Genomic DNA, 18122 nt, shown 5'->3' with positions numbered 1-18122 from the left:
CGGTGCGAGTGCACTTCTGCGAATCACGCAGCAGAGACTTGGCATTGTCATCCCAGATGACGCACCCGCTTCGCTACCGGCCCAGCAGATGTCTTGCAACTCTCGCGTAGAGATCGACCGCCGATCGGAGTTGTTCTTTGGGGATGTACTCGCGGTCCGTGTGTGCCACCAGGATCGACCCCGGTCCGAGCAGAACTGGTTCACCCCACGCACTCAGCTTCGGAATGTCCGTGGTGAAAGACGCAGTCATTGCCGGCACATCGGGAACGTTGCGAAAATTCATGAACGGTATATCGAGCACGAAATCGACTTCCGCTCGCGCGCCGACAGCGGTCACGATCTTCTTCCGCAAATCTTCCGACGGACCCACCAGCCTGTACAGCAGTTGTGCCTTGGCAAAATCGGGGATAACGTTCGTCGCGCGACCGCCCTCGATGATCCCGATGTTCAGCGTGCTCGTGCCGATCTCATCGTTGTGCGGCAGCGGCATTGCGCGTAGCGATTGCAGCGCATCCAGAAGTTTGTCGATCGCCGACTCGCCCAGTTCCGGATATGCAGAGTGCGCCATGCGCCCCCGCGCCGTCACCTCCACACGCAAGGCGCCTCTCGAAGCCAGAGCAATCCGGTTTTCCGTAGGCTCTCCGTTGATCAGGAAACGGGATCCGCGAGCGTGCTGGTTCGCGACAGCTGCCCCCAGGGAGTCTCGCTCCTCGCCCACCACGAACAGCAGGCCGCACAATATTCCGGCAGCCCGCAACTGCTCGGCCGCGAATATCTGCGCCGCAATGATGCCTTTTGCGTCGCATGAACCGCGCCCATAGATATTCTCGTTGTCTTCGGACGACGGAATGAAAGGAGGAACCGTATCGATATGAGTGCTGAAAACGAGAGCGGGCGCGGGTTCCTCGTCCGGCGTAGCCCAAACGTTGAAGCGATGGCGTTCAACTGGCATCTGCTCGGTCTGGTATCCAAGCGCCGTGAGGTGTTCGATCAGGAACTCACCAACCTGTGACTCGTTGCCGGTGAGCGACTCAATGTCAACCAGTTGACGGGTAAGTGAGACGACGTCCATGGCCGAGAGGATAGCAGACGCGCAAACTGCGCCCAGAACCAACAGCGAATTCTTTGTTCCCAAGCTGCGTGAATTGCGTCGTTATTGCTGGGGAATGCTTCGTCGTCCTGGGCGAAGCGGCGCAGTTGCGAAGTGGAGGAACACCTATGATTCAGAAAACCGTTTAAGACGGTTCGCTGTTGCCCGCGTGTTCGCGGGCTTTACTCTTTCCCACTCCATCCTGTGCGCGGCCAGTGCTACACTCCAGCAAGATGCGCGTAATGGGAATCGATTGCGGCGGCGAATACACGGGCTTCGGCATCGTCGAAGGCGATCCCACGGGACATCTGGAGTGCGTAACTGTGGGCGCGATTCGCCTGTCGCCTCGCGAGCGCCTGGAGATACGGCTCGATCGCGTTTTCACGCAGCTCTGTGAGATCATGCAGGAGCATCGCCCGGAAGTCGTCGCCATCGAGGATGTCTTCTTCGCTGCGAATGCGAAATCAGCTCTGAAGTTGGGGCATGTTCGGGGAGTGGCCATGCTCGCGGCCTCACGTTGCGGACTGGCCGTCGAAGCCTATGCGCCGCTCGCGATCAAGTCCGCCGTCGTCGGATATGGTAGGGCGGAGAAGGCACAGGTGCAAGTTATGGTCGCGCGCCTCCTCCGCCTTGCTGATCCGCCGAAGCCGTCGGATGCGGCCGACGCACTCGCGATTGCAATATGCCACGTCCATACCGCTACGACGCTCAGCCGACTCCATGCTCGGGCACGCGGCTGATGCACGATACGTGATTCGAGCATCTGTTTCCTATGTTCCGTTCATCCTCCGGGAGGAGCGATTACGATGAGAACGACTGCAAGGATGTTGCGCAACTTCACTTTCGCTCTGCTTCTCTGCGCAACGCTTGGGTTCTCACAAGTCCCCCAGACGGAACCCGACCGCACGAATGCGCCAGTTCCAACCGTTACGTTTGAGTTGAACTGGCGCGAAGCCGACCCCCGCTGGTATCGCATCTCGGTCGACTCCACCGGACGCGCTTCGTATCAGTCACAACCTCGCCAGGTGCCGAATGAAATCCCTGGCGATCCTTACATCGTTAAATTCACGGCTTCAGAGGGAACTCGCACCCAAATATTCAGCTTTGCCAAGGCGCTCAATTACTTCCAGGGAGACTTCGCGTTCAAGACGGGCAACATCGCCAACACTGGCGCGAAGACGCTGCGCTACCAGGAAGGCGATCGCACGACGCAAACCACTTACAACTGGTCGCAAAATCAACAACTTATGGAGCTCACCTCACTTTTTCAGCGCATTTCTACGACCATGGAATTCGGACGCCGAATAAGGTTCACCATGCGTTTCGACAAGATTGGTCTCGATGCCGACTTGAAGGCCATGGAAGAAGTTTCCAAGCGCAACGGACTTGCTGAAATCCAGGTGGTTGAGCCCACACTCCGGCAGATCGCGAATGACCGTTCGGTCATGAATATCACCCGCCAGCGCGCACTGCGCATCCTTGAACAGGGAAACGGATTGGGGCAGGAGAACGGAAAATAGTTTTGGACATCCCCGCAGCTCGCGGATATTGAATCATTTGCACGAACCCTGAATTCCTGGACATTAGGTATTTGAGCGCAACATTGAGCTACAATCGCGTGTTCTTAGGTATTGAGGGAAGGTAATACAGAAGGGAGCCATCCTATGTTCATTCGCAGAGTTTCGGCTCTGTGCGCGCTAATAGCCGGGATGTGCGTTCTACTTGCGATTCCGGCCTTCACGTCCAATGCTCGCATTGTGCGGCTCAGCTACGTCGATGGCACGGTAAATATCGACCGCGCCACGGGGCAGGGCATTGAGCGCGCCATCCTTAACATGCCGGTCACGCAGGATACCCGGATCGAAGTTGGGGAGGACGGACGTGCCGAGGTTGAATTCGAGAACGGCAGCACGTTGCGGGTGTCCGGAACCGCGAGCATTGTGTTCCGCCAGTTGTCTCTCTCCGACCGCGGCGACAAGACAACGCTCGTGGATGTCGATAATGGTCTCTTCTACTTCGATATCAAGCACAAGAGAGATGACGACTTCCGAATCTGGTTCTCTCGCCAGACCATCTCCGTCAATAACTCCGCGCACTTCCGTCTTGACGCCTCCGAAACGGGCTCCAGAGTTGCGGTCTTCAAGGGTGAATTAGACCTCCAGGGCCGCAACGAGCGCGTCGTCGTGAAAAAGAATGAGACAGTCAGGCTCGATCCCGTTGAGGATGCTCGTTACTATGTTGCCCGGGGAATCGACGTCGAGAGCGAAGACAGTTGGGATCGCGAGCGCCTTGACTATCGGGACCGTTACGCGAAATCCGACCAGTCGTACCGTTATGCAAACAGCTACTACGGCGCGCCATTTTCCTACGGCATGGCCGATCTCTCGTACTACGGCCGCTACTACAACATTCCAGGCTACGGCTGGATGTGGCGTCCGTCGTCCTTTGGCATTGGCTGGGATCCTTTCGATAACGGCGCGTGGGCGTGGTATCCGAGTCAGGGTTGGGTCTTTGTCTCCACCTATCCGTGGGGCTGGACGCCTTACCGGTATGGCCAGTGGGTTCACGTCGGTGGCTATGGATGGTGCTGGAGTCCGGCGCGCAGATACAACTACGCGTGGAATCCCGTGCCGGTCGCAAGGCATTGGCCGTCCAGTTTCTTGCCACCTCGTCCGCCGCACAGAGATCACGGTCCCACAGTGATCCTGGGCAGAGGTGCTTTCAACAGCCCGCTTGGTCCCGGTGGAGGGCATGCGCGTCCCGTCCCACGCAACCGGCCAGAGAATGATCACTTCCGCAATAGGGGCAATGCAGAGGACAGGCGCATTGGAGATCGTCCGATGCGTGGCGTGGATGTTCGCCGCACAAATCGAGGAACAGAGCCGGCATTGCGACGGGATTCGACTGAACGGCATCCCGGCGTGGACGGCGCGAACCGGGAATCCGCGCTACCAGGCCTCCGTTCGCCCGCGTCGCCGAGAGTGATGCGCACTCCAGAGACGCCGATAGCAACGGATTCTCCAGCCAACGCAGGTGTCCCGCCTGTGCAGGACGGGCCACGTCGGACGATAGAATCGTCGCGACCCGAAAACGGACGCGGGAACTATGAACCGAGCGAACGAACAGTGAGAGGCCGTGGAGCGAATCCGGCACCGCAGCAGTCGGCTCCGCCTCGCATGTCTGCGCCGCCCTCGGCTGCACCGCAGCGCTCCATTCCAAGTCGAATGGCTGCACCTAGTGAGCGGCCAATGCGCATGGAACGCGGCATTGAGCGAAGCATCGATCGGGCTCCAGCGATGATGCGCACCGAGCGGTCTTCTCCGGCACAGGGCGGAGGCAGGCGCGGTTCGCGTTAACCTGCTTTTAGACTACAGAAAGGGCGGCCGTGACCGCCCTTTTTGATTGCCAAACTAATACTTAATGGCCGCCTTACGCGATTGCAATTCCTGCGTACCCCACGACCCAATTCCGGTCGCCGGATACATCGCCGGAAGTTGCATACCGTATCAGCTCCGCTGATTTTGCCCCAAGCCGCACTGCTGCCGTCAGCATTGCCACAGCCGGACCATATCCACACATGGTGATATTCTCGCGCCGCACGACCTCGTGCAGCCCGCGAGCATCCAGCGCGAGAATACGCTCAATTGCCTTTGCGTCTTTCGCCCGTGTCACCGCATCGCTTTCGTAATGGTTCATGTCGCTGGAAGCGATGACGAGCACCGGCCCTTCTGCCCGGCTCACCACCTGTGCAATGGCCTCACCTAATGTGCTCAGCACATCGAAGTCCCCGACGCCAACTGCGACCGGCACAAAGGAAAAGTCTAGGGTCAACGTCTGCAGGAATGGAATCTGCACCTCGAGCGCATGTTCCGTGCTATGTGCAACCGCATCTTCCGAAAGCAACGGCGCGGCGGATTTCAATTGAGCGGACAGCTCCGCATCAATCCGCGCATCGCCCAGCGGCGTCCGCCATGCGCCCTCGCTCATGATCGCCAGCGGACGTCCCTTCCCGGTGTGATTCGGGCAGAGAATGATGTAGCGCTTCGGCAACGCCAGTTTGGCGTAAACCGCGCCAGCAACGTGTCCGGAGTACATGTAACCCGCATGTGGCACTACGCATCCAAGCGCACTTATTTGTTCGCCCGGAACCGCCTCGGCGTATTGCCCAATGTCTCTCAGCAGCGTCTCGGATTTTCCAGGATAGAACTGTCCGGCAACTGCCGGCTGTCGAATCGTCGAGTTCATCGCAACCTCCGCTTCCAGCGGCCTCCCGCCGAATCCGAGCACTCGCCTGCTTGAAGACCGCTCTAGTGCGCTTGCGTCGCCGCCTCCAGTAAGTGGAAGAGTTTGGCGGCCTTGTCGAGATTGATTGCTTCCGCTCGCACGTCTGACTTCAATCCCGCGTCCGCCATCGCCCGTTTAACCGCCGCGCCCTCGTAGCGGTCTCGCAGATTGTTAAACAGCGTCTTGCGCTTCTGCGCGAATGTGAGCTTCAGGAATTCGACGAACTTCTTCTCGTCTACACCCAGCTCTTGGATTCGCGGCGCGACCGTCAGCCGCAACACAGCCGAGTGTACTTTCGGTGGCGGCTGGAAAGCCTCGGGCGGCAGCGTGAATAGCTTTTCCACCTTTGTGTAGAGCTGCGCCGTTGCCGAGAGCAGTCCGTACTCGCTGCTTCCTGGTTTCGCCGCAATCCTATCTGCCACTTCCAGTTGCAACATCACGACGATGCTTTCGATTACGTCACTTGCAGCGAAGAGCGCCAGCAGGATGTCAGAAGTGATGTAGTAGGGAAGATTGCCGACCACGCGCACCTTTTCCTGGGCCGTCGGACGCAGGTCGCGCAGCGGCCCCGGCCTTTTTCCAAGCATGGTGTGGAAGTCAACCGTCAGCACATCGGCTTCAATCACCTCAACGTTCGGGCGTGTGGCATACTTCATGCGCAATTGTGCGGAGAGAACGCGGTCGAGTTCCACCGCGACCAGCCGCGCCGCACGATTGGCCAGCACGTCCGTCAGTGCTCCGCGTCCGGGCCCTATCTCAACCACCATCTTTTGCGATACGTCGCCGAGTGCGTCAACGATCTTGTGGATCGCGCCGATATCGGTGAGGAAGTTTTGCCCCAGCTTCGGTTTGCGACTCAGGGTCGCCGTAGCTTTCTGCACGTTTGACCACCTCTTGGTCGTAGCTTTAGACTCGCACTCGTTGGACCGCTTCATGATGACGTCGAAAGCATCTAACGGCATCTGATCCCGTCCCGCCGCACTGCGGGAAAGGATTTGTTCTACCATCCCGCGCTCGCTTATAGTCTCCAGGGCGCGTGGATCCGCTGGAGGTCTCCATGCATATTGCTTTTGCGGCATCCGAATGCGTGCCGTTCTCGAAGACGGGCGGCCTGGCGGATGTCGTCGGCGCACTGCCACGCGCACTTGCCTCGATCGGACACAAGGTTACAGTCTTTGTACCCAAATACAGGCAGACGCGGCTTGAAAATCCCAGGACCGTCATCCCCAGCATAACCGTTCCATTCGACGACCAGTACCGATTCTGTTCCGTCGTGGACGGTGGCGTTCATGCCGGTGTGCAATTCTATTTCATAGACTACCCGCCATTCTTCGACCGTGACACGCTCTACGGCACATCGCTTGGCGACTACCACGATAACGCCGAACGTTTCTATCTCTTCTGCCGCGCCGTGCTGGAAGCGACCAAGATACTAGGCGTCCCCGATCTCTTTCACTGCCACGACTGGCAGTCGGCGATGCTTCCCGTACTGCTGCGCACGCTCTATGCGGACGATCCTGCGTTCCACGGCGTGCCAACAGTCTTCACTATTCACAACATCGGATACCAGGGACTCTTCCCACCGGACATCCTGCCTTTACTGCTGCTCCCCTGGGACCTGTTCACCATTACCAAGCTGGAATTCTACGGCAAGGTGAACTTCCTCAAAGGCGCGCTCACTTACAGTGATTTCATCACCACCGTCAGCCGCAAATATGCGCAGGAGATTCAAACCGCAGAATATGGTTTCGGACTGGAGGGAGTCTTGCGTAGCCGTTCCGGTTCGGTCGCGGGAATTCTGAACGGCGTGGATTATGAGGAGTGGAGTCCAGAGGCGGACAAGTTCATCGCAGAAAACTACTCAGCCAGCGACCTGTCTGGAAAAGCGCGTTGCAAGCAGGACCTTCTGCGCGAGTTCGGACTCAATCCTGCTTCTACTCTGCCTGTCATCGGCATCATCTCGCGCTTCGCCGCCCAGAAGGGATTTGACCTGATCGCGCAGGTGGCCGACCGCCTCATGCGTGAAGACCTGCTGGTCGTTGCACTCGGCACCGGCGATAAGGAATACGAAGACCTCTTCCGCCGCCTCAACCGGCAATATCCACAGAAGTTCGCCATCAAGATCGCGTATAACAATGTCCTCGCGCACAAGATTGAGGCCGGTGCGGACATGTTTCTTATGCCCTCACGCTATGAACCTTGCGGTCTAAACCAGATCTATAGCCTGAAGTACGGAACAGTACCCGTTGTGCGCGCCACGGGTGGGCTCGATGACACGATTGAGCCGTGGGATGGACGCAAGGGAACTGGTTTCAAGTTCTCGGAGTACAGCGGCGAAGCGCTCCTCGATACCGTCAAGACTGCAATAGCCGCATACACTGACAGCGCCGTCTGGCACACCCTGATGCGCAACGGTATGGCTCGCGATTTTTCGTGGAAGACCTCGGCGAAGGAATACGTCAAGGTGTACGAGCGCGTGAAAGGGCTGCGGGGACCCATCAGCGCACCGCAACCTATGCCACTCGTGAGCGGAGCCAGGTAGCCGCCCACAGAGTCGCTTCGTACTAGGCGCTCGCTACGCGCTTGCTCCTGAACCACCAGAACACGGGGATGCCCGCCAGTATCACCAGCGTTCCGATCAGTGAATTTCGCAGATTTTCCACAAAGGTGTAGTAGAGCAGAATTGCCGATGCTGCGATGAACAGCGCGGGAACCGCTGGATAGCCCCATGTCTTGTACGCGCGCTTTGCATGCGGTTCGCGCCTGCGAAACACGAAGACCGTGCTCGCCGCCAGCATGTAGAACAGCCACTCTGAGAAGATTGCCAGCGAGAACAGTTCCCTGAACGTGCCGGCGAATGCCAGCAAAATAATCGCGAGCACCGCCTGCACGATGATCGCAACCGAGGGAGTGTGGAAGCGGGGATGAACGTCCGCCAGACTCTGGAAGAAGTATCCATCCCGCGCCATGGCGAAAGGAATTCGCGCTCCGCTCATGACCGTCCCGTTCAGCGTTACCACCATGGAGAGCGCCATGCCGACAGAAACGATTGCCGCGCCCGCCACTCCAATCGCCATAGCCGTCGCCTGCGATGCCACCTGCTGCGAGGCGGCCATCGTCGATGCCGGCATGACGTATTGCACTGCGGCATTCATCAGCATGTAGAGTGCGGCCACGATGCCGACTCCGCCGATAAGCCCTAGCGGAATGTTGCGCTCCGGGTGGCTCACCTCGCCTGCCACCATCGAGAGATCGTTCCACCCGTCGTATGCCCAAAGCGCTGCCACGAGCGCTGCGACGAAGCCCGCGATTCCGCCGCGTGCAGCCGGGTAACTGGTAGTGAAGTTCGACCAACTTCCCCCCGCCCACGAAAACCCGATCCCCGCGATCACGACGATCATCACGATCTTCAAAAGCGTGAAGACGACCTGGAAATTACCGGCGCGCCGGACGCCAACATAGTTCAGCGCGGAGATGAGCACCGTGACCGCCATGGCAACCAACTGCCCCCATGTGATCGCAACGCCCATCGAGAACGCCTTCTGTTGCAGGAATGCCAGCGAACTGAAAGTGCCGAGCACGCGCACAATCGCAACTGTCACGCTCGCAATAGAAGCGGGCTTGCCGATCATGAACCACGCCCAGCCATAGAGGAATCCCGCCGTCGGCCCGTAGGCGTCACGCACGTAAACGTATTCGCCGCCGGCTTGCGGTTTCAGCGCTCCCAACTCTGCGTATGTCAGCGCACCGAAAAGTGAGAGGACTCCTCCAACGATCCACGCCAGGTAAACCATTTTCGCCGAGCCTACAGCTTGCATCATCTCCGCCGGAACAAGGAAAATTCCGCTGCCGATGATGGTGCCCACCACGATCGCCGTAGCATGGCTCGCGCCGAGTTCGCGTACCAGTTCACGTTTGGCAACGCCCGCCTTAACCATCAACCCTCCGCAATTCCTGACTATCTTTTGGCGCCCTGCTTGTTCGTGGGCCCCGGTTATTCGAGGTGCAGAAGTAGCTCGCGATGTATCCGACGCCGAACGTTACGGCCGTCCCCAGCAGCACATACCACGTCCATGCAAGCTTAGTCCCTGCCGGGGCGTGGCCGGTTATGCGTGTAGACATGACGACGAACCATGGCGGCAGCGTCGCCAGCCATGCGTAGACGTTCACGGCGAATCCACATGCCATGCCGACCATGGCGCCCGTTTCGCTTGCCCGCTTCGTCAGGATTCCCAATAGGAAAACGCCGAGCAGCGCGCCGTAAGCAACCGAGGCAATCGAGAGTCCAACCTCGACAACGCGCCCGCCGTGCCGGGAAAGAAGGGCCAGCGCGAACAGCACAAGACCCCACACAATTGTCGCTACACGCGAGAGCAGTATCCTTCGCGCATCGCTTGTCTGCGGTCTTCGCCGTAAATAGAAGTCGATCATGGAGGTCGAGGAAAGGGAATTGAGCGCCGCACTCAGGTTGCTCATCGCCGCTGCCAGGATTGCGGCAATCAGCAATCCACTAATGCCGTGTGGCATCTGCTGCACGATAAAAGTAGGAAAGATCCTGTCAGAGCGCGTGAACGCCGCCATTGGAGACACGCTTTTGTAGAACACGAACAGCATCGCCCCGACCAGCAGAAACAATGTGAACTGGAAGAGGATGAAAACGCCACTTGCCAGCAGCGCCGCCTTTGACTGCCGTTCGTTTCGCGCCGCGAGCAGGCGTTGCACCATCAACTGATCTGTCCCATGGCTTGCGGTGGTCAGGAATGTTCCGCCAATCAATCCCGCCCAGAACGTATACGTGCGCGTCACATCGAAGCTGAAATCGAAGATACTGAACTTTCCGGCGCTCCCGGCCACGGTCGCTATCGTCGTCCAACCTCCGGGCACGAGGTGCAGGATGGTTACGAAGCCGACAATCGTTCCGCCTACGTAGATTGCCATCTGCACCACGTCCGTCCAGATCACGGCAGTCATGCCGCCCTCGAACGTGTACACCAGCGTGAGCAGCGTAACGATACCGATTGCGATTACATCGCGCTGCATGTCACTAAAATTTGCCAGCATGGGCCCAAGCGCGATGCTTACCACGATCGACACTGCGAAGACGCGAACGCCTTCCGCCGCAGCGCGCGTCAACAGGAACAACCCTGCGGTCAGAGATCGCAGACGCGGCCCAAAGCGCTGATCAATGAGCTGATATGCCGTGAACATTTCCCCGCGAAAGTATTGCGGGATAAAGATGAGTACGATAATGACGCGCGCGACCAGATATCCAAGCACAAGTTGCAGGAATGCAAGATTGGTGTCGTACGCGAGTCCGGGAATGCTGATGATGGTGAGCGTGCTGGTTTCGGCCGCGACGATGGAGAGCGCGATCGCCCACCAGGGAACGTTGCGATCGGCAAGGAAGTAGTCGCGCAGGGAGTGCTGCGACTTTCGGAAGTGCAGCCCAAATAGTGTGATTCCAACCAGGTAGAGCGCGATGAGCACAAGGTCGAGCGTGTTCAGTCCCATTCCGTCCCGGCGATACTCCCTGTTGGTTTTAGCGGCGCTGCCATTATCAGGGAAAACCGCAATGTGCGCTGCTCAAATTGTGGGTTCGCAGCCCTGTGCGTCTGTGATAGAACAGAGCCCACCCATGGCAATCTTTTTAGGTATCGACGGCGGAGGCACGAAGACCACAGCAACCGTTGCATCCGGCGATACCGTTCTTGGCACGGCCAGCGCCGGTGGTTGTAATGCCGCGCGCTGCCCCACAGACCAGGCTCGCAACAATCTGCACTCGGCCATACGCGACGCATGTAGCGCCGCTGGCGTCGATCCGGCGCAAATAGAGTATGCGTGCATTGGCGCTGCCGGCAGCTCTCGCACTGGAGTGCGTGAACTGGTGGGCAGCATCGTGCGCGAGATCGTGCCCGGCAAGGTCAGCGTGGTCAGGGATATGGTGGTGGCTCACGAGGCGGCATTCCTCGGTGCTCCCGGTGTTGTGGCTATCTCCGGCACCGGCTCCATAGCCTTTGGACGCAACAGCCTTGGAGAGACAGCGCGCGCTGGCGGTTGGGGCAGCGTCATCTCCGACGTAGGCTCCGGCTACTGGATCGGGCGCCAATCCGTCGCAGCGGCGCTGCGCGCCTGCGATGCAGGGCAGAGCACAGTTCTGCTTGAGAAAATTATGAGCACTTGGGGTGTCGAAGCACATGCAGAGATGAGCCGCGCGTGCAACACCACTCCGCCACCGAACTATTCCACGCTTTTTCCTGTTGTGCAGGCCGCCGCCGTGGAAGGCGACAGCATCGCCGGAAACATCCTGATTGAGGCGGCAAGTGCGTTGGCGAATCTGGCGAAGGTGGTCGCGCGACGGCTGTGGCCGGGGATGCAGCAGTTATCCGTCGCCATGGCTGGAGGCGTCTTCATGAACTCGCCGACCATCCGGCAGGCATTCGGCCACGCTCTGCGCGCCGAACGCAAGAACGCGGTCGTCGAACTCACTACTCTTGATCCAGCAATCGGCGCGGTGCGACTCGCCAGGAAGATGGCGGAGGGTATCGCCTCCTCTGTGGAAAAAGGCAGGTAGGCGGTGAAAGCAGCCGGTACAAAATGCACACATTCTTTGGGCGCAAGCGTGGAGGTGAGCGTTGCTGACGGGCGCGTCGCAATGGAAACTCTGATCGCGTCGAACTCGGAAGCCGATCTGCTCGCGGCTGCCGGTGATCCACGATTGACCGAGGACCTTGCGCTGGCGCTGCTGGTGCGACGCGATCTTGCCGCGAGCGTGCTCGAAGCCATTGCATCCAGCGGCCACGCCATGAAGCACCGGAGGGTGCAGATGGCAGTCGCGGCGCATCCGCGAACTCCGCGCTTCGTCTCATTGCCTATGGTTCGCCGGCTTTACACCTTCGAGTTGCTGAAGCTGTCGCTCATGCCTGCAGTCGCTTCGGACTTGAAGATTGTCACCGAGGAGACCATCGTTGCTCGACTGGAAGGAGTCTCCGCCGGTGAGCGGTTGTCCTTGGCGAAGCAGGCCACGACGCGAGTAGCTTCGGCGCTGCTGGCGGACACGGAAGCGCGCGTCATGCAAGCGGCCCTGGCAAGCGCGCGAATGACCGAAGCGGCGGTGACGAAGGCCATCATGCGCGAGGACGCTCCCGCGCAACTCGTCCACGCCGTGTGTGCCCATCCCAAGTGGTCGCTCTGCCGCGACGTGCAATTGGCTCTGCTTCGCAGCGAGTTCACCCCGCTTGCGAAAGCGATACAGTTCGCACAAGCGCTTCCGTTGAGGGAGATGCGAGACGTGCTGAGCCACTCCAGGCTGCCGCGAAACGTGAAGGACTATGTCGAACGGTTGCTGGATCGTTAACTGCCACTTCGCACGTATGCCAAGGCAGATTCGCTCACTAGACTGGCTGCTTATATATCCATAGGTGTGACCCATGAGTACGGTGCTGGCAGCCCAAGCTTCAGACGATGTTTTCTCATCGCGGTTTGTTGGTTGGTTCTTATGCGAAGGTCTGTCCGAGGTTTTCCCGTGCAGAGAAGCACATAACCAGCTTCTTTATCCTGGGGATAGTATCCAACCGAATCTGACTGATCAATCTGCCCCGCACCCTCCAAAAGACCAGCGCAGGTGAGGCAACGGCCCTGATGACAAATCGCAGGCAGCGTAATGCCAGCCGAATTCGCGGCGTCCCAAATGTACTGGTCCCTTCCGACCGAAATCCGCTTCTCCCCATAGGGCAATGTCAAGAGAACGTGGAAGGATGTACGGGCGGAGTCGCTCTCCACAGAGTCCTTTTGGGTGCAACTGGAGGATCTGCCCGGCTAAAACACAGCCGAGCAGAATCCTGGAACGTTTGTTATGACCCGATGTAGAAGGGTCGATTTTTGCTGTAAGGTGCTTCGCCGGGTTCTCCGCGCCGGAAGTGGCCTGATGGCACAGATTTCTTGTCGCGTTCGAACGCGAGTAGTTCAATGAACCACGCTTCGTGCTCGATTTCTTCGTTCAAAATGCGAGATGCCAAGTCGTAGGTTCTGGGGTCCTTGCCGAATGTTACGTCGCAAACGGCGCTCCAGCTCCGAATCGCACACCGCTCGGCCTCGAGCAGAGTCGTTAGGATGTTCACGGCCGTTGGTGGATCGGGCAATTTAGCCGCAACACAGCCTGCGATGTTGTGGAACGTTGGCAGGTCATTGGGCAGTTCTCCACCTAACTCGTAAATACGCGGGACGATCAGCTCGAAGTGCGCCCGATCCTCCAGACGGGCATCTTCGCAAATCTCCTTGTAATCTTCGTGACCTGCAAGATGCATTCTCAGGATCGTGTAGTAATAGTAAGTACTGGCGAATTCGGCGGCAGCGTTGGCGATCAACATTTGGATCAGTTTTTCCACGTCGACACCGCGCGCGCGAATGGTTTCCACACCCACTCGTTGAGTGACATCCCCGTGTTTCACAGTCTCCTGCATAGAGTCCTCCCGCATCAGGGATGCGTGCGTCTAAAGCTTGGTTTCTTCTGGGCCATGTCTCGTGATTAATGTCTCGTGACCAATGGAACTCAGAACCGGAGATGAAATTGCTGCACCTAATATCTTGCGACTTACAATTACGATATGCACTCTCAAGGGGAATTCCAGTGAACACACTGAGAGTTGGAGATTTCGCCCCCGATTTCACCCTCCGAGCCGTGAATGGCGGTGTCAAAATCAGGGTGCCGCTCAGCGACTACCGAGACACCAAAAACGTCGTTCTGGCATTTCACCCACTGAACTGGACCGACGTTTCACAAAGCCAGATAGTTGCGTACCAAAGAGACTTGGAATCATTCGCTGCCTACGATGCTCAGGTGCTGGCTATTAGCGTCGATTCCATCGTAGGCATTACTGCCTGGGAAAAGGCGATTGGACCTATAGATTTTCCGCTCTGTAGCGATTTCTACCCTCACGGCGATGTTGCCAAAAGATACAGACTTTTTTGTAAAGAACCGCCGCACCAAGGCGTGAGCGCAAGGGCAGTGTCTGTCCTGGACAAAGCCGGGCGGATTCGTTTCGTCAAGGTATATGGGTGGGATGAGCTACCCGACAATGAAGAATGTTTTCAGGTCTTGAAGAGGTTGCAGTTGCAGGGAGCGGCTTAGCGCCGGCGCTTCGGCGCGGTTACCCCGTAAAGAAACAGGACAGGTATTGTGAATACCTGTCCTGAGTTAAAGCAGGGCCGGGGCCCTACTGAAGTTAGCAATTCAGTTAGAACGTGTAACGCACCGAGAAGCGCATCGTACGGGAAGCCTGGAACAAGTTCGGCTTGCCGTAGCGATTGGAGAGAGTCAACGCTTGACCGTTGCTCACGCCAACGTAGTCCCAACCGTTCAGGAAGGCCTTCCAATCAACGCCGGTCTCGGGAACGGCCGGGTCTTTCGGAGTAGCAATTCCACCGCCAGCAAACGGGGTGTTGAAGACCGACAGCACGTTCCGCTGGTTCAAGAGGTTCGAGACGGTCCATTCAAATCCGAGCCGCTGGTTCTCGTGGTTCTTGCTGACGCGGAACGAGTGGTTGAAGGACATGTCTGTCTGCGAGAACACGCCGGTACGCCTGCCGTGCTGAATTCCGTCCGAGACGAGATTTCCGCAAGTGTCGCAGAAGTTCGCTTTTGTGGAATCCGGCTGATAGCTACCGGGAAGTGCGTGCAGGTCAACCCAGTTGCCGCGTCCCTCGACGTAAACGCAACTCGAGGTCGTGCCAAGGGTCGGCCAGCAGGTTGTGATTGGGGTGCCTGAGAACGCAGACTGCGTCAGGCCAAGCGTGGTCTCCTGGCCCCACCACTTCAGCCGATACCAACCGAACATCTTCAGTGCATGAGGACGATCGGTGCTGAGCGGGCCATCGATGATGTTTCCGTGCGAGTCGAACTGCAACTGAGGTTGATCAAACGCGCGGTGATTGTTGGGGCTATGGCGTCCGCCGTTACCGTCCGTAATGTCGGTATCGGTAAGGCCGGAGTAGTTACCTCTGAGCCGGCTATAGGTGTAGGACACGGAGCCAAACCACTTTTCCGATGCCTGCTTGGTCAAGCGGAGCTCGAGTCCGTCATAGTTACGAATCGCCTTTGGCTGCGCTGGGCAGCTTGGGCACTGGGGATCCAGGCCGTTTGCAGTGCGGTGAAGCAGATCACCATATGTCGAGCCTGGGTTGCCGATGTAGAAACCGAGGTCATCGGTAATGCCGATATCCTCGATAGTTTGGTCGAGGCGTTTCCGCGAATAACGAACTTCCAAGCCCAGGTTCGGCCTGATCGCCCAGTCGGCACCCGCCACATACTCATGCTGCTGCATGGGCTTGATGTTCGGGTCGACTCCAGGATCCAGCGGGTTGATGATGTTCCTTCGGAAATCGACGTTTTCGATGAAACGACCGACGGTCACGCCAGGCGCTGGGCCGGACGCCGGGCAACCATGGTTACCCGGCGCGGTGGGCGTGATGGTGTTGAAATTCGGGTCGTCCATCGCATAGACGCAGTCGTGCCAGTATTCACCGCCAAACGATCCGCGAGGCAGGGAGTACTTCATGATGTCGAAGAACTTCCCATAGCTCGCGTAAAGTTTCAGCTTTCCGTTGTGGAGCACGTCATAAGCACCACCGATACGGGGCGCGACCTTGTCACCAAAGCCGAAATTGATGGAAGAAGCACCCGGGCCGTACGGCGGCAGGAACTCCTTATCGAAACGGACACCGATGTTCAACGTTAATCCGCGTCCGACGTTCCATGCGTCCTGTAAATAAAGCGCGTGGTTGTTGCTGGTTACCTTGCCAGCAGTATCCACTCCGTCATGGACGACGAAGTAGCCCGCGTAGCCACGGCACTGGTTGCCGTTCGCCCCGTACTGAGCGATATTTTGGGCGATGATCGCATCGCAGGCGTTCTGGTTGGTTGCGACCGGATACTTCTGGCCATAGAAGAGATCAACTTCGGCTGTGTTGTAGCCGTTCAGCACGGTGTTTGACAGCTTGTTCCAAGCGTATCCCACCTTGAAGGTGTGGGTACCAAGGAAGCTGCTGACGAAGTACGAAGCGTCGCTGCTGAACGTCTTGCGCTTGTACGCGTCGAAAATAAATTGTTGGTTCGGCCCAATGTTCGAGAAGCCGATCGTGTTCTTGTACGCCTGGTTCAACAGTGCTCCGTCGAGTCCGAGTGTGCCCGGGTCTGTACCTGCGGGGGCATTCAGAGGGGCGGAGTACAGGTAACGAAGTCCAACGGGACGGCCGCGATCTTCGGAGTTGTTGAAGAAGTATCCGAATCGTGAGGTCACGACCATCTTGGAACTCGGGGTCCAGTCGCCGCCGAAATTATAGACGGAGCTAGGAGCGACAGTACCTGTATCCGAGCGAATCGTGCTTGGATCGGTGCTGGCGCTAGTGTTCAGCTGGTTATAAACGGAGTCCGGCGTGCCGGGTAGAACACCCTTTGTCTTGGAGTAGCCATACTGCCATGAGCTGAATACACGCAGCTTGCTGAACGCCAGATAATCAAGGCGCGTCATCGCATTGTGTTGCTGGTAGCTGCGACTGAATGTTCGTAGGCCGGGGTTTGTCGAACCGTTGAAATTGACCGTGCGCTCCATCGAGTCAAGCGTGGGAACGTAGCTGCTGAAGATCCAGAGGCGGTCCTTCAGGATCGGTCCACCGATCTCGAACCCGGGCTCTACGATTTTGCGCGGATCTTTCATCTGGATATAGTACTGAGCCGCCTGGTCCGTCCTGGTCCCGGAACTAAACGAGGTGTTGGGGTCGCCGCGCAGGCCGCAATTGATCTGCTGACCAGAGAGCGCGTTCGGTGCAGGCGTGGTGCCGCACTGATCGTTTGCATTGAATGCGTCGGATCGATAGTGCGTGAAGAGGCTGCCGTGCCAGTTGTTGGCACCCTTCTTCTGGATGACGTTGACGACGCCGCCAAGCGCGCCGCCGTACTCAGCTTCGAAGCTGCTGCTTTTGATCTGAACTTCCTGGACGAATTCGAATGGTACGTTCTTGCCGACGCCGCCGTCCTGGATGTTTGTGGTGTTTAAGCCTTCCACCATGTAGACGTTTTCGGAGTCGCTGGCTCCATCGATCTGGAAGCCATTCGCGCGAGTGGGATCGTCACGACGGCTTTGCAGCGGTTCCTGGCGTGCGCCGGGGGCAAAGGGGATGACAGACTGGAACGAACGGCCCTTCGGCATCTTGTCCAGCGTCTGTTCTTCGATGGTGACCGAAACCTTGCTCTGGCTCACGTCAACGAGAGGTGCCGCGCCAGTGACCTCGACTGTCTCAGTCGTGGTGCCGACCTCGAGAGTGATGTCAATATTGGGGAGTCGGCCGGTCTCAAGTTTGATGCCGGTCCGCTTCACAGTCCGGAAGCCCGCGGCAGTAACAACGAGGGTGTATTGGCCCGGAGGGAGGTTGGAGAAGCGATAGAAACCACTCGCGTCGGTTTCAAGCTTCTTCGTGCCGATGAGGGTGGCTGCGCTGACTTCCACGGTTGCCTTGGTGACTGCGGCAGCTGTGGGATCTTTTACGTAGCCCTGGAGCCCAGCCGTAGTCTCTTGCGCGACCGCGGCTGAGACCATGAGGCACGCCAGCAACAACAACACGAGCGTGAAGTGTCTCTGAAAACGGTGCATAGATCGTCCTCACAATTGAGTCATCCAGAACGGATAACTCCCCATCTATCTCGACTACATTCTGCTTTGGAAGATGGCTCGGCCGAGGATCAATAAGGAATCGA

15 protein-coding genes are annotated in these 18122 nt (G+C 58.1%); 7 read left to right on the top strand and 8 right to left on the bottom strand.

Annotated elements, in window-relative coordinates; all coding sequences use genetic code 11:
• Positions 1 to 73: 73 nt before the first annotated feature.
• On the bottom strand, positions 74 to 1135 hold the full coding sequence (locus tag VN622_06550; GenBank protein ID HWR35513.1) for a M20/M25/M40 family metallo-hydrolase: 1062 nt from the start codon (positions 1133 to 1135) through the stop codon (positions 74 to 76).
• A 188-nt stretch (positions 1136 to 1323) separates the two neighbouring features.
• Between VN622_06550 and ruvC the strand changes: the two genes are divergently transcribed.
• The 3 genes from ruvC (at position 1324) to VN622_06535 (ending at position 4446) form a co-directional block, all read left to right on the top strand.
• Entirely contained in the window at positions 1324 to 1830 is a 507-nt protein-coding gene (gene ruvC, locus VN622_06545; GenBank protein ID HWR35512.1) for a crossover junction endodeoxyribonuclease RuvC, read from the top strand.
• Positions 1831 to 1896: 66 nt separating this feature from the next.
• Positions 1897 to 2610 carry a hypothetical protein gene (locus tag VN622_06540; GenBank protein HWR35511.1) on the top strand — a complete coding sequence of 238 codons (714 nt, stop codon included), beginning with the start codon at positions 1897 to 1899 and terminating at the stop codon, positions 2608 to 2610.
• A 144-nt stretch (positions 2611 to 2754) separates the two neighbouring features.
• The gene (locus VN622_06535; GenBank protein HWR35510.1) at positions 2755 to 4446 is read left to right on the top strand and encodes a DUF6600 domain-containing protein; all 1692 of its coding nucleotides are present in this window, start codon (positions 2755 to 2757) and stop codon (positions 4444 to 4446) included.
• A gap of 73 nt (positions 4447 to 4519) precedes the next feature.
• Here VN622_06535 and amrB read toward each other — a convergent pair whose 3' ends face one another.
• Together amrB and rsmA are read right to left on the bottom strand one after the other, a co-directional pair.
• Entirely contained in the window at positions 4520 to 5335 is an 816-nt protein-coding gene (gene amrB / locus VN622_06530; GenBank protein HWR35509.1) for an AmmeMemoRadiSam system protein B, read from the bottom strand.
• Positions 5336 to 5397: 62 nt separating this feature from the next.
• Positions 5398 to 6381 (bottom strand): 16S rRNA (adenine(1518)-N(6)/adenine(1519)-N(6))-dimethyltransferase RsmA, encoded by a 984-nt coding sequence (gene rsmA, locus VN622_06525; protein ID HWR35508.1) that lies wholly within the window; start codon positions 6379 to 6381, stop codon positions 5398 to 5400.
• A 50-nt stretch (positions 6382 to 6431) separates the two neighbouring features.
• Here rsmA and glgA point away from each other — a divergent pair, with 50 nt between their 5' ends.
• Positions 6432 to 7916, top strand: coding sequence for a glycogen synthase GlgA (gene glgA, locus VN622_06520; GenBank protein HWR35507.1), 1485 nt, complete (start codon positions 6432 to 6434; stop codon positions 7914 to 7916).
• Between the two features lie 22 nt (positions 7917 to 7938).
• Here glgA and VN622_06515 read toward each other — a convergent pair whose 3' ends face one another.
• Together VN622_06515 and VN622_06510 are read right to left on the bottom strand one after the other, a co-directional pair.
• Positions 7939 to 9312, bottom strand: a complete 1374-nt coding sequence (locus tag VN622_06515) for an amino acid permease (GenBank protein ID HWR35506.1) — start codon at positions 9310 to 9312, stop codon at positions 7939 to 7941.
• On the bottom strand, positions 9305 to 10885 hold the full coding sequence (locus VN622_06510; protein HWR35505.1) for a sodium:solute symporter: 1581 nt from the start codon (positions 10883 to 10885) through the stop codon (positions 9305 to 9307). The genes VN622_06515 and VN622_06510 overlap by 8 nt, the downstream gene beginning before the upstream one ends.
• A 124-nt stretch (positions 10886 to 11009) precedes the next feature.
• Between VN622_06510 and VN622_06505 the strand changes: the two genes are divergently transcribed.
• Together VN622_06505 and VN622_06500 are read left to right on the top strand one after the other, a co-directional pair.
• Positions 11010 to 11945, top strand: a complete 936-nt coding sequence (locus VN622_06505; protein ID HWR35504.1) for a BadF/BadG/BcrA/BcrD ATPase family protein — start codon at positions 11010 to 11012, stop codon at positions 11943 to 11945.
• Between the two features lie 81 nt (positions 11946 to 12026).
• The gene (locus tag VN622_06500; GenBank protein ID HWR35503.1) at positions 12027 to 12728 is read left to right on the top strand and encodes a hypothetical protein; all 702 of its coding nucleotides are present in this window, start codon (positions 12027 to 12029) and stop codon (positions 12726 to 12728) included.
• Between the two features lie 50 nt (positions 12729 to 12778).
• On the opposite strand, the gene VN622_06495 is transcribed toward VN622_06500, so the two are convergent.
• The gene (locus tag VN622_06495; protein HWR35502.1) at positions 12779 to 13153 is read right to left on the bottom strand and encodes a 2Fe-2S iron-sulfur cluster-binding protein; all 375 of its coding nucleotides are present in this window, start codon (positions 13151 to 13153) and stop codon (positions 12779 to 12781) included.
• A gap of 71 nt (positions 13154 to 13224) precedes the next feature.
• The gene (gene dps / locus VN622_06490) at positions 13225 to 13833 is read right to left on the bottom strand and encodes a DNA protection during starvation protein (GenBank protein ID HWR35501.1); all 609 of its coding nucleotides are present in this window, start codon (positions 13831 to 13833) and stop codon (positions 13225 to 13227) included.
• Between the two features lie 167 nt (positions 13834 to 14000).
• Between dps and VN622_06485 the strand changes: the two genes are divergently transcribed.
• A complete protein-coding gene (locus VN622_06485; GenBank protein ID HWR35500.1) occupies positions 14001 to 14501 on the top strand; it encodes a redoxin domain-containing protein in 501 nt (166 codons plus the stop codon).
• A 106-nt stretch (positions 14502 to 14607) separates the two neighbouring features.
• Here VN622_06485 and VN622_06480 read toward each other — a convergent pair whose 3' ends face one another.
• Positions 14608 to 18018: a TonB-dependent receptor gene (locus tag VN622_06480; GenBank protein HWR35499.1), complete on the bottom strand. Its 3411-nt coding sequence runs from the start codon at positions 18016 to 18018 to the stop codon at positions 14608 to 14610.
• Positions 18019 to 18122: the final 104 nt, after the last annotated feature.

This window comes from Clostridia bacterium (genome assembly GCA_035561135.1).
Taxonomy (GTDB): Bacteria; Acidobacteriota; Terriglobia; order Terriglobales; family Acidobacteriaceae; genus DATMYA01.
Note: the sequence above shows the minus strand (reverse complement) of the source record. Positions and strands in the feature narration are given on the sequence as shown.

Bases quoted from the DNA above. Each gene is read 5' to 3' on its own strand.
- ruvC (HWR35512.1), top strand. From the start codon at position 1,324: ATGCGCGTAATGGGAATCGATTGCGGCGGCGAATACACGGGCTTCGGC.
- VN622_06540 (HWR35511.1), top strand. From the start codon at position 1,897: ATGAGAACGACTGCAAGGATGTTGCGCAACTTCACTTTCGCTCTGCTT.
- VN622_06535 (HWR35510.1), top strand. From the start codon at position 2,755: ATGTTCATTCGCAGAGTTTCGGCTCTGTGCGCGCTAATAGCCGGGATG.
- amrB (HWR35509.1), bottom strand. From the start codon at position 5,335: ATGAACTCGACGATTCGACAGCCGGCAGTTGCCGGACAGTTCTATCCT.
- rsmA (HWR35508.1), bottom strand. From the start codon at position 6,381: ATGGTAGAACAAATCCTTTCCCGCAGTGCGGCGGGACGGGATCAGATG.
- glgA (HWR35507.1), top strand. From the start codon at position 6,432: ATGCATATTGCTTTTGCGGCATCCGAATGCGTGCCGTTCTCGAAGACG.
- VN622_06515 (HWR35506.1), bottom strand. From the start codon at position 9,312: ATGGTTAAGGCGGGCGTTGCCAAACGTGAACTGGTACGCGAACTCGGC.
- VN622_06510 (HWR35505.1), bottom strand. From the start codon at position 10,885: ATGGGACTGAACACGCTCGACCTTGTGCTCATCGCGCTCTACCTGGTT.
- VN622_06505 (HWR35504.1), top strand. From the start codon at position 11,010: ATGGCAATCTTTTTAGGTATCGACGGCGGAGGCACGAAGACCACAGCA.
- VN622_06500 (HWR35503.1), top strand. From the start codon at position 12,027: ATGGAAACTCTGATCGCGTCGAACTCGGAAGCCGATCTGCTCGCGGCT.
- dps (HWR35501.1), bottom strand. From the start codon at position 13,833: ATGCAGGAGACTGTGAAACACGGGGATGTCACTCAACGAGTGGGTGTG.
- VN622_06480 (HWR35499.1), bottom strand. From the start codon at position 18,018: ATGCACCGTTTTCAGAGACACTTCACGCTCGTGTTGTTGTTGCTGGCG.